Raw genomic sequence first — 16,375 nt, 5'->3', positions numbered from 1 at the left:
ATTATTCGGCTGTTCCATAGTTTTGAATGTACATCCCCCTGCATGCACAGTACACTGTAGATAACCATAATCTCTCAGCATTTGCCCTGAAAAGAGGACGCATGTCATGAACACTATGAACGCAATACGGCACGGTGCCGTTAAATCACATCCCTTGTATGCATCCTTCTTCAAGCAGCTGCTGCGCAACTATTTATTTGGATCAACAGTAGCCGTGCTAGGCTTCGGAGGCGTCATTCTATTCAACACCTTAAGCATACCGATGCAGCAGCTCGGGCTGCTAAGCGGTGTACTTCTTGCTTCTCTTACCATTATGCTCCTATGCGAAATCTCCGTGTTCAATCGGCATCTGCAGCCGATTCGTGTGATTTTCCAAACGGGTACGCCAACTTCTGAGCAATTGAAGGCCGCTTACCGGCAAACTCACCGGTTCCCCATTCTTTCCGTCAAACGGACGTTTGGACCTCATTTTCTGGGGATGTCATTCCCGGCTATTATTCTATGCCTTCTGTTGATCCGGTTGGAGCTAGTATCCATCCCCTACCACTATCTATTGATTGCAGGGGCCGGAGCGTTAATGGTCGCCAGCATGCATGCGATGATTGAATTTTTTCTGACAACGACCGCCATTCGTCCTGTCGTTTCTTATATCCGCACCCGCCATATGGAGCTATATGGACAGGATCTGTCGTTAGGCGGCGAGATGCTGGTGTCCATACGGACCAAGTTCCAGCTAGGCGCATTTCTGATCGGTACACTTCCATTGATTCTGTTCACCTTGGCCTCCCAAATCCGTCTTGACGGAACGATAGGCGCAGGTAACGGAACGTACTGGCAATGGGCCGTCATTATTTTGATAATCGGCATATCCTTCTCCATCCTGGGAGCTTCGCTGCTGTCCCGCAACATCCAAGATCCGATACATACAATTCAGACTGCCATGAGCAGCGTGCAGGCTGGCAATTTGAATACTCGCGCAGACGACATTTACTCGGACGAATTTTCCAAGCTCGTTGCAGGCTTTAATCATATGGTCACGGGGTTAAAAGAACGCGAAGAGCGCAACAATCAGCTGCTGCAAAGCTATTTCTTCACACTCGCTGCCGCGCTGGACGCCAGAGATGCTTATACGGCCGGTCATTCCGAGCGCGTCGCACGCTACTCTATGCAGATCGGCGAGCTGGCGGGCTGGGAAAAAAACCAGCTGCAAATCTTATATCGATCCGCTTTGCTGCATGATATCGGCAAGATCGGCGTGCGGGACGCCGTCCTGCTCAAAGAAGGCAAGCTGACCGATGAAGAATTCGATCAGATCAAGCAGCATCCCGTGCTGGGAGAAAAAATATTGAAGCAAATCGAGCCTGCCGATGCGATGGCAGACCTCCTTCCCGGCATCCGCTCCCACCATGAGCGCTATGATGGCAAGGGTTATCCGGATGGTCTATCTGGTGAAAACATTCCTCTAATTGGACGTATTATCGCCATTGCGGACGCCTACGACGCGATGACCTCCGACCGCCCCTACCGGAGGGGGATGTCACGCGAGCGGGCGCTCTCCATTCTGGAAGATGGACGCGGCACCCAATGGGATCCCGAGCTAACCGCTCGTTTCGTCGCGCTTAAGCAAGCAGCAGCTTCAGACAGCCTGTAAAAGCAAACAGAAAGCCTTCGCCTCCCTATTTGAGGAAAGCGAAGGTTTTTTCCAGTTGAAGAGAACTAGCCTCCGCTCACACGATATGCAGAGAGACATTGGGCTAACATCTCAATGTTCGCGTGGCTTGTCACAATGGCAAATCCCCCTTATGACAGCACTTCGGTAATTAATGAAGCTACAAAATGTAAAAGTGCATGCAGATTAGCCCTAAAAGGCCGAATCTAGCGGTCAAAATGCAAAAGTGCATTTGAAATCGCTCCATTTCATGAAAAAGAGGCTTTTCGGCCAATCAAAATGCACATTTGCATTTTGAGACGATAAATCATCGAAAAAGCGGCTGGCAACCTGCACTTTTACATTTTGATTCGCGATTTGGTACAGTCAGCGCCAAGCACGGAAGTAAAACCAATCGAAATGAAGGCGTCTTAGCTGGATAAACTACCTTTTAGCGAAATTACCTCGCTTTTCCTTTAGCTGTATGGATTTTATTTCCTCAATCAGCGTATTGTCGCATACAGAATTAAAAAAAGCTGTCGAGATATTCCCGACAGCCATGCTTCTCTTCCCCTCCTATAAGGAAAGGCGAAGCTCTTTTACATCATTAATTAATATAGTGCAAGTATTGCAGCATACGCTTCAGCATGACGGCACTTTGCGCTCTGGACGCATTAGCTTGGGGAACGAAGGTCGTATCCGTCATCCCTTGGATGATGCCCAGTCCGACTAGCTGCTCCGTTGCGCCGACAGCCCAAGCTGCAACAGCTTCGCCATCAACAAATGACTTCAGCGCATTTGCACCGCTTCCTTCTGAGGGCTTGCTTCCCGCATAGGCTAACGCCCTTGCGATCATTACAGACATTTGCTCGCGAGTGATGTTGGCATTCGGACGGAAGGAGCCGTCCTCAAACCCGCCTATCAGGCCCGCTTTCTGAGCCGCGCCAACCGCTCCGGCATACCAGTCGGAAGCTTTTACATCATCAAATGTCAGCCCTGCACTAGTCTCAGGCACTCCCAGAGCCCTGACCAGCAGAGCGGCGAACTCCGCGCGGGTAATGGTGTGATTCGGCGCAAAGCTGCCGTCCGGCAAGCCGCCTGCAATCCATTTGTTCGCGAGCAGCTCAACATCTGCCTGAGCCCAGTGACCTTGTAAATCTGTAAAGCTTCGATTGGATTCAATGATTGTATAGGTTCCGGCACGGTGCAATTGAATCGTTGCTTTCCCATCGCTCTCGAATACCGAAGGTACAAAATGCAGCCGGTTATCGGCATCCAGCCATACGGCAGTTGCTTTGTTCGGATCAAGCTTAGCTGTCAGTTCTATCGTCCGTTGCAGGTAAATACCTTGCCAGTTAGCAAGGGTCTGGCCATTTGTATCAAGTGCAACGACAATTGGATGCTGAAGAACAGCAGCCGAGCCCTGCTTGTTGATCGCCGACTGCAAATCGGCACTTGCCTTACCAGAAGGCGGAGCCATCGTCACTGTAAACGTGGAGCCTTCCCGCAAGCCTGCAGCAGATTGAAGCGGAATATGCAAGCTGTTGCCATCCAGCATAACTTGAATGCTGGCATTCGGCTGTCTGCTGGCTATGTCGCGCAGCGAATCGGCTGGCAGATCGATTTTCACTGCAGAACCCAATCCCTCAACTGCAATAACCGATTGCTGCTGCCCTTTGGAGAAAGCTTGAATCAATTGCTCAGAGGTCAGGAAAAGCTTTATCGCAGACACACCATCCGCAGATGTTTCCTTCACTGCACGCACCTCCGTCAAGACACCTCCAATGATGATCTTCGCTGTAATCGGCAGAGGCATGCCGGGGTTTCCTGCACCGCCTGAGCCGCCGGGTCCTTGACCTTCCCCGCCAGTACCAGGCGAAGGCGTCCCGATACCGGACACAGTGATCTCCTGAACTGCTTCGTTACCTAATACATCAATGGCATACACGGTATAAATACCGTTTGAAGTAACATGGAATTTCTCCGAGGCGATAATGTCATTCCCTGCTCCTGCACCTCTTGCAAATTCAGCAGCACTTCGGCTGCCCGGCAGCCACAGCAGTGCTGACAGCGTATTGCCTTTCAAGCTTCCGGATACGCTTGTTGCAACCGTCACGTCTGCGCCAGAGCTGCTCACATTGCCCGCACTCAGAGTAAGAACCGGAGGCTTTGAAGCAATAATGACCCCGCTCATGTCCGGTACAACATATTCGGTTGCGGCTGACGCACCATTTAGCCGGGTAATGCTTGCACCGGCCGGAAGCACAAGCTCAGAGGAAGCGGTAATGTCATCCTCAAGCCCCTCCTCCAAACTGTACACGAAAGTAAGTTTGTTCAACGGCACACCCTGCGGTCCGTTATATACAGCGGTTTTCGTCGTTCCGCCGCCGGAGCCGATAATAAGCGGAATCGTTGGCGTTCCGCTTACAGTCACCATGTATCCATAGTGAACGGTAAGCGTGAGGGCTGCACTTTTCCCATAGAGTCCGTTAGCCGGAGCCTGCAGCACCAGTTGAACCCATGTCGCTTCGAATTGATCCAATGCTTGATTTAAGGCAGCAATAGCGGCAATAAACTGCGCTTCGCTTTGATTAGCGGCGTCGTCAGCAATGGCTTGCGCTGCGTCAATTGCAGTCTGCATCGCGGCGCGTGCTGCACTCGTCGTCTCGCCTACGGCCGTACCTTCCGGGTGATCCGCTAGCGTCTGAATCGCTTCAAGCAGCAAAGCCTCCAATGCTGCGGCATCTCCCGCTTGAACTAGTGTATCCTCGAATACGTCTATCGCGTATCGCAATACGGCAGAGGCAGCATCAAGCTGAACCTGTGTTTGATGCGCGGCGTCATCCGAGACAGCCTGCGCTGTATCAATTGCCGCTTGCAGGGCAGCACGTGCGGCTCCTGTAGTCTCGCCTACGCCTGTACCTTCAGGGTGATCCGCCAGCATCTGATTCGCGTCGCCCAGTACCGCGTCCAAATCAGATGCGTCTCCCGCTTGGATCAGTGTGCCTTCAAAAGCAGTAATCGCCGCTCGCAACGCAGCAGCAGCCGTATCAATCTGCCCTTGCGTATGACTGCCCGCATTATTGGCAACAAGCTGCGCCGCTGTTATAGCGGTCTGCAAGACCGAACGCGCCGCAGCCGTCGTCTCACCGACGCCGGTGCCTGCCGGGTGGTTCGCAAGCGCCTGATTGGCGTCGGTCAACGCGGCTTGCAGTACCGTTACGTCTGGTTGTATGATTGCCGCATTAAACGTTTGAATAGCGGTTTGCAGCAGAGCCCCCGCTCCATTTAGATCGGCAGCCGTACTGGTATTCCGGATCGCTTCAACGAATGCCTTGGCATCGCTAAGCGCAACCGTCAAAGCCACATGAGCATAGAGCGGCACTTGTCCTGCCATTGGGCCTGGACTATGATCCTTCAGCAGCTTTTTGGCCGAAGCAATCGCTTCAAACAGTGAGGTGCCATCTACGAATGTATATCCTTTATTTCTCGCATAGGTTTGTACAGATGAGCCCGCATAACCGAATAACTTCAAATCTGCCGCAACGGCTTGATTGTTGTTGAAAGAATTAGATTCGATTGTGACGGTCTTGCCCATCAAGACAACGCTGGACAGCTGATTATAGCGAAAAGTATAACCGCCGATGCTCGTTATATTTGCTGGTATTACAACGCTCGTCAACTGATTGCCTCTAAACGCAAAATCGCTGATACTCGTCAGATTTTCCGAAATCCGGATACTGGTCAGTAAATTGTTCGAAAAAGCCTCCTGTTCCATGTTCGTTATGCTATTCGGTATAAAGATGCTTGTCAGCTTGTTATTGGAGAAAGCCCTTTGTCCCAGACTCGTGACGCTCCCGGGGAGGCTCAGGCTTGTAAGAAAGTTATAGCCAAACGCATTATCGCCGATCGACTTTATCCCGTTATGTAATACTACGCTGGTAAGATCGGTGATATAAAAGGACAGTTCTCCAATAGCTGTTACTGGTACTCCGCCTAAAGTAGCAGGGATCGTAATATCGACACCGGCTCCTCGAATGAAATTCGTTATGGTTGCTTCATTGTTGGCAATCGTGTACGTATAATCATTCTCTCCAAGCGCATAGATGCGGGGAGTCTGTGAAAATGATGTACAGAAAGTGATTAGAACGACTAATAGACATAATTTCTTCATCTTGTTCTCCTCTCAAAAATGGTTAATCCGCCGCCTCTCATTGTAGCAGCGCCCAATAAAAGAATAGTGAAAGACAGCGGTGTAACAACAGCAAAAAACCGCGAAGCATCAAGCCTTCGCGGTTTTTGTCGAAGATAGAACTATTTTATAATAGTAACGTTCCGGTCACTTTTCGTTCAGCAGATCCGTTCGCCACCGTTCATATAGTTCCGGAATTGAAAGCCCTAAAATCCGTTCCATCTGTTCTTGCTGCGGATTTCGTATCACTTCGTTCATGGTCTCTATGCCGTAAACTTCAATTATATATTGAACCATCATCCCGCTATAGAAATAAGCATCTCCGCCCGCTCGGTCAAAATAATCTGGAGCAGCAAATTGCTCCAATGAAGGAAGGCTGCCAAAGGTTCGCTTCTGCTGAAGCTCCTGCTCAAGCTGCTTGGAGGCATAATAGGCAAGCCCTTCGTCCAGCCACTTGACCTGGCCAATATCCGGATTAATCTGCTGAATTACGGCATGGACAAATTCATGGACAATTTGATCTGTATAGTAGGCCTGAACGATCGGCTCAGCCAGATTTGAAGGCGTAAATACTTTAATGATTTTATCGGAAGCATCATAGGTTCCTTCTGTTTCGCGGCCCATTACGCTCTGAAACTCTGGTTTATCGGTGTATACATAGTTCACGGTCTTCCCTGAGGTTTGGAATTGGAACATTTCTGAGATTCTCTCATAGTTTTCTTCGAAAGCTTCCGCCAGAACCGAAATGGCCTGCCCGGCAGTCTCTTGAGAATCCGGACTATAGAATAAGCCATGCTCCGTTTCCTGGATCAGATGCACCTTCCGGTCATTAGAGTTCCCACAAGCTGTTAATAGAAGCAATAGTACAGCAAAAAGCGTGAAGCTCCAGCACCTTCTGTTCATAAGAGCCTCCTAATCAAAATTTGGCGATTTACCCTTTAAACATAAATAGTATAATTTCACAGAAGAGGACGATAATCCTTCCTTCAGTTTGCCGGGTCATGAAATTGCGATGAGAATGATGTTGGGCTAAAATGATCCTTAGCCAGACCTAAAGGCGGTGAGCTATCTTCGTGTCTAACGGAAATAAACCTAAATCTAATGAATATCACTCGCTAGACAGCATGTTATTCAAGCTGCGGGAAATGGAATTCATTGAACCTCATACGAAAGAGTGGGAATTAAGACTTCAGTTTATCGAATCCCATATTATTCTAGCCGTTGCGAGCGGTCAGGGCTGGCTGACGATTGACGGAGAGTTTACTGAATTGCGGCAAGGCCATGTATACCTATGCAGGCCGGGTCAGCTCATTGAAGCCGCCGCCTATTCATTGGATGAACGCGGATTATACATGATGCGTTTCGATGTATTGGAAGAAAGCCAATCAACCGCTGACGCCACAACAACTATCAACCGAAAAGGCCTTTTTCCGGTTCAGGGAGAAGTCATTCTTGCCTCCCCGGTATCCGTTAACGCATTATGCGAGAACATCTTCCACAGCTTTCAAGATGAAGATCCATTAAAGCGATTCGGTACTCAAATCTCGTTTCATGAGCTGCTGCATACCATTCTGCAAGAGTTCTTGCGTGAATATGATAACGATGCTGAAGCCTCGCTGGATCACATTAAATCCTATATTGAGCAGCACTACCGTCAAGAATTGACGATTGAGCATTTGGCCAAAGTAGCGGGAATAAGCTCGCGGCATTTCATGCGTCTATTCAAAAAAACGTATGGCTGCGGGGCCATTGATTATTTAGCCATGTACCGGATTAAGGAAGCCCAGCGGTTAATGCGTACGGGCGGCCCTAATCGCCTTCAGGATATTGCAAGGCATGTCGGATATCAAGACGACATTTATTTCCGGCGTAAATTTAAACAAATTACGGGTGTCCCCCCGGCAACGTTTATGAGAAACAGCAGACAAAAAATCGCTGCCTATCATTTTCCCAGCATTGGACAACTGATTGCTCTTCAAATTACGCCTTGCGCTGCACCTGCCGATCATCCCTGGACGGATTATTACAAAAGAAAATATCAATCGGATACAGTGGTGGCGCTAAGTGCTGATGAAACAGAGAGACGCGAACAGCTTCAGCTGGCTAAACCTGATTTTATAATCGGTGTCGATATCTTTGTGTCTGCTGAGGAGCAAACCCGTCTTCAGGAAATTGCACCTTCGTTTTTTGTACCTTGGCTGGAGCATAATTGGCGAGATCATCTGCGCCTCATCGCTAAGTTTTTGGATAAATCAGCTGCAGCAGAAGCATGGCTCGACAGTTACGAGCGAAAAGCGCTTTTTGTAAGAGAAGAAGTGAAACAAACATTGAAGAACGAACGGCTGCTCATACTGCAAATTTCCGGAGTTCAGTTTCAGGTTCTGGGAGACAGAAGCTTAGGCGCCGTTATTTATGAAGATTTACGGGTCAGGCCCGCTGTTGGAATTGATCGCATGAATGCTGCTCAAGAGGTGCGCTTGAATCAATTGCCCGAATTTGAGGCTGATCGGCTCCTGCTGATTGTGGGTGAGGATGCCCTCTCGCAGTCCAGTTGGCGAACACTGCTGAATTCCGAGATTTGGCGCGGTCTAAAGGCCGTTATTAATGATCGGATTGACATCCTTCCTGCGTATCCTTGGGTGGAGTATACAGCTTTTACGCATGAGCTTCTGCTCGATGAAGTGTTGAAGCTATGGCGGTATCGTGCATAAAAAATTGTCTCTATCGTCTATATTCCAAATTGGCGAATTCAACTATACTCCTCGTATGTGATAATGATTATCAATATATGTATTAGTCATTATTAAATTGTTATTTCAGGAGGAGCACCTGGGAATGAAACGTAACAGAAGCTGGATTAGAAGTACCGTGATCGTACTGTTAGTCATGCTAAGCACTGCTTGCGCTGCTAATAATACAGAACCTAATGCCGCAAAGGAGAACGCCGGCGGAACAGCTACAAATGCCGGGGCTGCAGAAAAAGAAGAACGCGTCTTTTCAAGTCTAAAGGGAGATATCACCATTCCGGCGGACCCTCAAAGGGTCATTGGACTATCCGTCGTTTACCCTGAGTTCTTATACGCGCTTGGCGTAACACCTGTAGCTGTACAAAATTATCATGACGATTTCCCCTCCTACTTGCAGGAAGCCTTTAAAGATACGTTAAAGATGGGAATTGCTCAAACACCAGATTTCGAAGCGATTCTGGACTCTCAGCCGGATCTTATTATTGCCCCTACTTGGTGGGCCGATAAAGATTACGACCAGCTGTCCAAAATCGCACCAACCGTGCTATTGCCGCAGCGGGATAATTGGCGTGATGAGCTTAAGGATATTAGTGAGGTTCTCGGCAAACAAGATCAGGCTGAACTAGTCATTCAAGATTTGCAGACGAAGGAAAAAGAAGCAAAGGCCAAGCTCCGCTCCATTATTGGAGACGAGACCGTCTTATATATGATGGTTATGGATAAGGAAATTGTTATTTATGGAGTGAATAGCGACCGCGGCATCTTCATCCACAAATCGTTAGGTTTGCAGCCGATAGAAGATTTTCCGCAAACCGAGCTTAGCCTTTCGATTTCATTGGAGAAAATACCCGAGTACAACCCGGATCATTTGATCCTGCAGTTGGATGATGAATCAAGCGAAGCAGTTCAAAACCGATACAAAGAAATGGTGAATAGCTCCTTATGGAAAAACATGACGGCGGTTAAGAACGACCATGTGTACGTCGTAGGAGGCAAGGAATGGTTTAGTCTAGGCATGTCTCCATTAGCGGATACGTATGCCATTGACGATATTGTGAAAGCATTTGAAAGCAAGAAGTAAATTGAAGCAGTGTATGACAAAGGGAGCACAGATCCATACTGTGCTCCCTTTGTTGTCAACCTCTTATGCTATTTTCTAGACGGCGCTTCCCAAATCGCTTTCAGCCAGCCATTAAATTCGTCGCCCTTGTCGCCTTCATACGTATCGTAAATATCGGAACGCGTCTTTTGCAGCTTTTCCTTAAACTCCTCGAAGGTGTGACCCTCCGGCAAGCTTTTCTTAATCCGCAGCAAAATCTTGTTTGTCCCTTTGAACAACTCGCCTTTCGTTTTGGCAGGCATTTGTACAGGCTCGCCGAGCTTCTTCAGATTGCGGTATGCAGCCTCCCGTACTTGAAATACAGGATCGCCGGACAACGCATGCTGCAGCAGCTTAATAGCCGGATCGGTATCCAATTGACCCAGCTCATTTACGGCATTCAACCGGTCGCGCCAGCTTGCTTTGCGGTTGACTGCTTTTTTCAGCTCTTCAAAAACATTTGCTTGTTCGTTAACATCTTCAACATTATGGTTACTCAACTTTTAATCTCCTTAATCATTGCCGCGCCCGGCAAATGATGAATTGAATTTCGCACTGATGGGCTCTATTATAACATGAACCTGTCCAAACTTCGCATGTGATCGTAATTCTGCCCATCCATAATAATACACATAATCATCGTAGCATTACATCTTTAGGTAAAAATGTAAGCGTTTTATACTGAGTTCATAAGTCCGTTCAAAACTGCATGATGGCGCCATGTTGACGCATGATTTCGTAAACCAATATTTGCTAAATATTGGTTTTGTTGCATTGTGCAGGTCGATTGAAGGCAAATATCGATTGAATGAGACTGTTACCCTTTAAAGAAAAGGAGGCGATTGAAAAAAAACACCATGGGCCAGCCTTGCTTAATAATGTAAGCGCATTAATTCTTGGTTAAAACAATGATTAGGAGGATGGTTATGTTTTTAATGAGGCATTCCAAACGCAATCCAATCGTTATTTGGTCTCTAGCTGCACTGATCCTGCTTTCGCAGCTCACACTGTATCCTACGCATTCTTCTGCGGCAGGCGGCCCCAACCTGGCAGCAGGCAAAACGGCAACAGCCAGCGGACACGCAGATGTCTATGTAGCCAGCAATGTAAATGACGGCAATCAGGGCACCTATTGGGAAAGTCCGAACAACGCTTTTCCGCAGTGGCTTCAAATTGATCTTGGCGCCAACACAAGCATTGATCAAATCGTGCTGAAGCTTCCTGCCAGCTCGAGTTGGGCAACACGTACACAAACATTATCCGTACAAGGCAGCACCAACGGCTCGACGTTCTCCGATATTGTAGGCTCTGCAGGCTACGTATTTAACCCGTCGATCAGCAGCAACTCGGTCACGATTAATTTCGCCGCCACGAATACCCGTTATGTTCGTCTTAACTTTACAGCTAACACAGGCTGGCCGGCCGGGCAGATTTCCGAATTTGAAATCTACGGCGCTACAGTAACACCTACGCCTACACCATCAGCAACACCAACACCAACACCAACACCTACACCTACACCAACGCCTACTCCAACACCTACACCTACGCCTACGCCTACACCATCAGCTACACCAACACCTACGCCTACTGTGACACCTACGCCTCCAACTGGCAGCAATCTGGCAATTGGCAAAGCCATTACCGCTTCCTCCTCTACCTTCACATTCGTAGCCACTAATGCTAATGACAACAACACGGCTACATACTGGGAAGGCGGAAGCAATCCAAGCACGCTGACTGTCGATTTGGGTGCTAATCACAACCTGACTTCAATCGTTCTGAAGCTGAATCCGGGGAATGATTGGAGCACACGCACACAAACGATTCAAGTGCTGGGCAGCGATCAAAGCTCATCCACCTTCAATAACATCGTTTCTGCTCAATCGTATACATTTAATCCAGCGACCGGCAACTCGGTAACGATTCCGGTGTCGGCAACCGTTAGACAAGTAAGACTGAATATTACGGCAAATTCCGGTGCTCCTGCAGGCCAAGTTGCCGAATTCCAAATCTTCGGAACTCCAGCTCCGAATCCGGATTTGACAATTACAGGCTTGTCCTGGACACCGGCTTCTCCGATCGAGACGGATCCGATTACGCTGAATGCAACTGTAGCCAACATTGGTACGGCAAACTCCGGCGCAACGACCGTTAATTTCTACCTCGGCACTCAGCTTGCCGGTTCGGTTCCGGTAGGCGCACTGGCTGCTGGCGCAACGTCCAACGTATCGCTTAATGTCGGCCCTAAAAATGCGGCTACGTACACAGTAAGCGCGAAAGTGGACGAAAGCAATGTGGTCATTGAGCAAAATGAGAACAACAACAGCTACACCAGCACAACACCGCTTACTGTAGCTGCGGTATCCAGCTCTGACTTGATTGCTACTGCTTCTTGGAATCCAAGCAATCCAAGTGCAGGCAATACTGTTACCTTTACCGTCAATCTTAAAAACGATGGAAATATCGCATCTGCGGGCGGCGCTCATCCGATCACGCTCGTTCTAAAAAATGCCGCTGGTGCAACGATCACAACGCTGAACGGTTCGTATAACGGCTCTCTTGCCGTTGGCGCTTCCGCCAATGTTGTACTTGGAACGTGGACGGCCGTTAATGGCAGCTACACGGTGACAACAAGCGTTGCGGCTGACGCCAACGAAGTGGTCATCAAGCAAGCGAACAATACGAGCACAACTAGCTTGTACTCCGGCCGCGGTGCTAACATGCCGTTCACGGTTATCGAAGCCGAGTCGTCCTCCAATACGACAAACGGTACGAAGCTTGCTCCTAACTTCAAGCCTGGCGACTTTGCAGGTGAAGCTTCCGGACGTTCCGCCGTCAAATTGGATGCCACAGGCCAATATGTAGAGTTTACGCTCACGTCCGCAGCCAACGCATTTGTACTTCGGAATGCGATCGCTGACAATACGTCGGGAACGATCAGCATCTATGCTAACGGAGTTAGCAAAGGCAAATTCAACGTAACATCGAAATTCTCTTATGTATATGCTACGCCGAGCACGCTTGGCCGTCTGGGCTATGACAACTCGCCGGGAGCCGGGCTTACTGCTTACTGGTTGTATGAAGATTCCCAGCTGCTGCTCGACCAGGTCTACCCTGCTGGAACGAAGATCAAAATCCAGAAGGACGCTGGAGACGTGCCTTGGATCTATGTCGATATGATCGAGACGGAAAATGTTGCTCCTGCCGCATCGAATCCGGATCCTAGCAAATATGTTCAAGTTTCCGCAACAAAATCGATCGAGCAAGCGCTGAATGAATTCAGACAGGATTCAACGAAAAAAGGGATCTTCATCCCTGCCGGTGAGTGGACGATTAACAACAAAATCTTCCTCTATGGCCGTGCAACCGAAATTATTGGCGCCGGCCCATGGCACACCAAGCTGGTAGCGCCGCAAAATCAAAGCAATACCGATGTAGGCTTCAACATTAGCTCGGCCGCTAACGGCTCCACAATCAAAGATCTGTCCGCATGGGGCAACTATGTATACCGTGTTGACGGACCTGGCAAATTCATTGACGGCAACGGCATGCAAAATGTAACGGTTCAGAACGTTTGGGTCGAGCACTTCATCTGCTTGTACTGGGGTGTTAACTCCTCCTACAACACGTTCAAAGACAACCGGATTAAAAATACGTTTGCAGACGGTATCAACATGACGAACGGCTCTTCCTACAACGTCATTGACAACAACTACTCCAGAGGTGCCGGAGATGATGCCTTCGCCTTGTTCAGCGCCATCGATTCTGGCGGTTCATACAACGTCGGCAATAAATTTACCAACCTGACGGCTACCAACGTCAGACGTGCAGCCGCTTTTGCCGTATACGGCGGTTCCGATAACCTGTACCAAAACCTGTACGGAGCAGATACGCTGACTTATCCGGGCATCACAATCAGCAGCTTGAGCTTTGGCTATAACACATTAGGCTTCGGCGATAAGGATACCGTCATTGACGGCGTGACGCTGGACCGGACTGGCGGAGACTTCTGGACCAGCGTCGGTGCAGACGACAAAATCAATGAATACCAAAACTTCGGCGCAATCTGGTTCTTCGGAGGCGACAGAACGTTCAAGAACATTCTGGTTAAAAACGTGGACATTAACAACCCTGTCTACTTTGGCTTGATGTTCCAAACCAAATCGCCGGAAAACCTGTCGATGCAAAACGTTCGCGTAGAGAACGTCAACATCAACAATCCGACCCGCTACGGCATTAAGCTCGTCGTCAGCGCAGAGAGCGGTCAAGGACCAGCTCGCGGTTCTGCAAGCTTTACGAATGTGAAAATCAACAACCCTGGCGTTGCCGCCATTTATGGCGAAAGCGGCAGCCCGAACTTCACGGTTAACCGGGTTTCGGGGAACAACTGGTAAGCCTAAGCAGTAAACAGAGAAACGGCCTGCTCGTTAGTCGAGCAAGCCGTTTTTCTTTCTATATCCGGTAAGCCGGTAAAGGACGGCTTAGCCCCAAGTGATCGCGGAGGGTGGTTCCGCTGTACTGGGTTCGGAACAGCCCCCTTTTCTGTAATTCAGGCACAACTTCGTCCACAAACTCATCCAAACCGCCCGGTAACAGCGGCGGCATCAGATTAAACCCGCCCTGCTTTTCACAGAGAATAGGTATCTTCTATAATAAGAGTTATTAATGCAGCAAAAAAGGCAGGTGGCAGGCAATGAATATTTACGATCATATCAGCCTATGGGAGCACGCTAATTGCAAAATCATAGACGTTCGCCGCATCACCTTGCATTCCCATGAAAGCCAGTGCAGCTACGTCATACCTGCCAGCCTCTTTATGCTGTCTATCCGTGGAAATGCGCAGATCCTGCTGGACGGAACGGCCTACCAATGCCGGCGCTTCAAAGTGTTTCATGCCGGCAAAGGCACCGTGCTGGATATTCGTGCTAATGAAGAAGGACTGGAATACTATGCCGTCTACTATAAAGGAAGCACACCGCCCCCTGCACGGCAGAGCTTGATTGATCTGGCAGAGCGAGTCCGCCCGTTTCATATCCAGTTTGGCTTCTCCCCTGCTTTGCCTGGCCCCTTGTATCACAGCTTGACAGAGATGCACAAGAAATGGGATCAGACAGGCTCTCTTAATAGATTACATGTAAAAGCGTTGTTTCATACTTTTGTCCATGAGCTCTTGAATCAGATGCAGGAACAAGGCCTTAAGCCGGAAAAGCGTGATTTAGCCGCCCAGATTATTGCTATTATTCATGAGCGTTATGCGGAAGCGATCACTTTGGAATCTCTCTCCGAAAGCCTGAACTACAGCGTTGCCCACCTATCCTCCTATTTCAAAAGCCGGACAGGCCTCAGTCCCATCGATTATTTGATTAAAATACGGATGAATAAGGCGGCTGTGCTGCTAATCGAAACCGATGCCAATTTAAGAGAAATTGCAATCGCTGTCGGCTATCAAGACCCTTTTTACCTGGGAAGGATGTTCAAGAAGCATAAAGGAGTATCGCCCACACGCTACCGGATGGAACACTTGGCTCAGCACACCTTAGAAGATAGTCCTTCCACGAGCATGAGATCCTCCATTGTCTCACTCGAACCGCTCCGCTATACTGATGTCGGTGATAATGATTATCAATGTAGTGGAGAGGAAGAATTAACGATGTTTAAAGATTCCAGACCGCCGCTGGCGGCTTTGCTTTTCAGCTTCATGCTATTGTTGAGCGCTTGCGGTGCGGGAAATACAGCGGAGACGCAGCCTGCGCCATCAGCTTCGGAGACAGCCCCCGCTGCTAATGAACAGCCTCAAACCAAAACCGTATCGACCGTCCTCGGGGAAGTAGAGGTTCCCCTTCATCCCAAACGTGTAGTGGCTGGAGAATATTTGGGGAGCTTAATTGCTCTTGGCGTTATTCCTGTCGGAACATCCAGCCATCATATTCAGAATCCTTATTTCAAAGAGGCACTGGAAGGTAAAGATGTCACGGATTTAGGAGAGGGAAATGGTGATCTGGAGAAAATCTTGGAGCTAGCGCCGGATTTGATTATTATGGATGACACCTATATCGAGCTGAACGAGCAATTGTCCAAAATTGCACCAACCGTTGTTGTTCCTTTTGCATCCTTAAAAACAGTGCATGAAGAGCTGGATTATTTCGGTAAGCTGCTTGGCAAAGAACAAGAGGCGCAGCAATGGCTCGCTGATTATGACCAGCGCATTGCAGCAGCGAAGGAAAAAGCTGTTCAAGCCGTTCCGGCTGGCAGCACCTTCTCCATACTAGAATGGATAGGCAAGGAAGTATCCGCAGTAGGCGCCAGCTACGGCAAAGGAGGCCAACCGATCTATGAAGGATTTGGCTTTAAGCCGCCCGCTGCTGTCGCACAAGAGATGATTGATCCAGGCTGGGCCTCGCTCTCCAGTGAAGCTTTGCCGAAATACGCAGGCGATTATATTATTCTGACAACCGATCGAAAGATTGAGGATATCAAGGCAGATCCAATCTGGAGTTCGCTGGAGGCTGTGAAAAACGACCGCGTGTTTACATGGACCTCTGACCGCTCCTGGTATTGGGACCCGATCGCTATCCTTGCTCAGACGGAAGAGCTGGCAGCGTGGCTGGACGGAATTAAGAAATAAGGATTTGCCTGCTCTGCACGCGGCTTGCTTTGCATTCGGACATCCATCATACTGAAACGTG

General features: G+C 48.9%; 8 protein-coding genes and 1 pseudogene. 5 read left to right on the top strand and 4 right to left on the bottom strand.

Annotated elements, in window-relative coordinates:
- The first annotated feature begins 106 nt into the window (after nt 1–106).
- Nucleotides 107–1,651 (top strand): HD domain-containing phosphohydrolase, encoded by a 1,545-nt coding sequence (locus tag ACFVVF_RS21180; RefSeq protein WP_387813946.1) that lies wholly within the window; start codon nt 107–109, stop codon nt 1,649–1,651.
- 604 nt (nt 1,652–2,255) lie between these two features.
- On the opposite strand, the gene ACFVVF_RS21175 is transcribed toward ACFVVF_RS21180, so the two are convergent.
- Both ACFVVF_RS21175 and ACFVVF_RS21170 read right to left on the bottom strand, forming a co-directional pair.
- Nucleotides 2,256–5,822, bottom strand: coding sequence for an S-layer homology domain-containing protein (locus ACFVVF_RS21175; protein WP_387813944.1), 3,567 nt, complete (start codon nt 5,820–5,822; stop codon nt 2,256–2,258).
- 165 nt (nt 5,823–5,987) lie between these two features.
- The gene (locus tag ACFVVF_RS21170) at nt 5,988–6,743 is read right to left on the bottom strand and encodes a peptidase MA family metallohydrolase (protein ID WP_387813942.1); all 756 of its coding nucleotides are present in this window, start codon (nt 6,741–6,743) and stop codon (nt 5,988–5,990) included.
- A 170-nt stretch (nt 6,744–6,913) separates the two neighbouring features.
- Here ACFVVF_RS21170 and ACFVVF_RS21165 point away from each other — a divergent pair, with 170 nt between their 5' ends.
- Both ACFVVF_RS21165 and ACFVVF_RS21160 read left to right on the top strand, forming a co-directional pair.
- Nucleotides 6,914–8,551: a helix-turn-helix domain-containing protein gene (locus tag ACFVVF_RS21165; RefSeq protein ID WP_387813940.1), complete on the top strand. Its 1,638-nt coding sequence runs from the start codon at nt 6,914–6,916 to the stop codon at nt 8,549–8,551.
- Nucleotides 8,552–8,675: 124 nt separating this feature from the next.
- Nucleotides 8,676–9,668, top strand: coding sequence for an ABC transporter substrate-binding protein (locus ACFVVF_RS21160; protein WP_387813938.1), 993 nt, complete (start codon nt 8,676–8,678; stop codon nt 9,666–9,668).
- A gap of 68 nt (nt 9,669–9,736) precedes the next feature.
- Here ACFVVF_RS21160 and ACFVVF_RS21155 read toward each other — a convergent pair whose 3' ends face one another.
- Nucleotides 9,737–10,186 carry a HEAT repeat domain-containing protein gene (locus ACFVVF_RS21155; RefSeq protein WP_387813936.1) on the bottom strand — a complete coding sequence of 150 codons (450 nt, stop codon included), beginning with the start codon at nt 10,184–10,186 and terminating at the stop codon, nt 9,737–9,739.
- Nucleotides 10,187–10,612: 426 nt separating this feature from the next.
- On the opposite strand from ACFVVF_RS21155, the gene ACFVVF_RS21150 reads away from it, so the two are divergent.
- Nucleotides 10,613–14,083, top strand: a complete 3,471-nt coding sequence (locus ACFVVF_RS21150) for a discoidin domain-containing protein (RefSeq protein ID WP_387813934.1) — start codon at nt 10,613–10,615, stop codon at nt 14,081–14,083.
- A gap of 58 nt (nt 14,084–14,141) precedes the next feature.
- Here the strand turns inward: ACFVVF_RS21150 and ACFVVF_RS21145 are convergent.
- Nucleotides 14,142–14,306, bottom strand: a pseudogene (locus tag ACFVVF_RS21145) (nitrilotriacetate monooxygenase); the annotation flags it as partial.
- A gap of 76 nt (nt 14,307–14,382) precedes the next feature.
- Between ACFVVF_RS21145 and ACFVVF_RS21140 the strand changes: the two are divergent.
- Nucleotides 14,383–16,314 (top strand): AraC family transcriptional regulator, encoded by a 1,932-nt coding sequence (locus ACFVVF_RS21140; RefSeq protein ID WP_387813932.1) that lies wholly within the window; start codon nt 14,383–14,385, stop codon nt 16,312–16,314.
- Nucleotides 16,315–16,375 lie beyond the last annotated feature (61 nt).

It is taken from the genome of Paenibacillus sp. NPDC058174 (assembly GCF_042883865.1).
In the GTDB taxonomy this organism is placed as follows: domain Bacteria; phylum Bacillota; class Bacilli; order Paenibacillales; family Paenibacillaceae; genus Pristimantibacillus.
The sequence above is the reverse complement of the archived record's forward strand: the minus strand, read 5'-3'. Positions and strand labels throughout refer to the sequence as shown.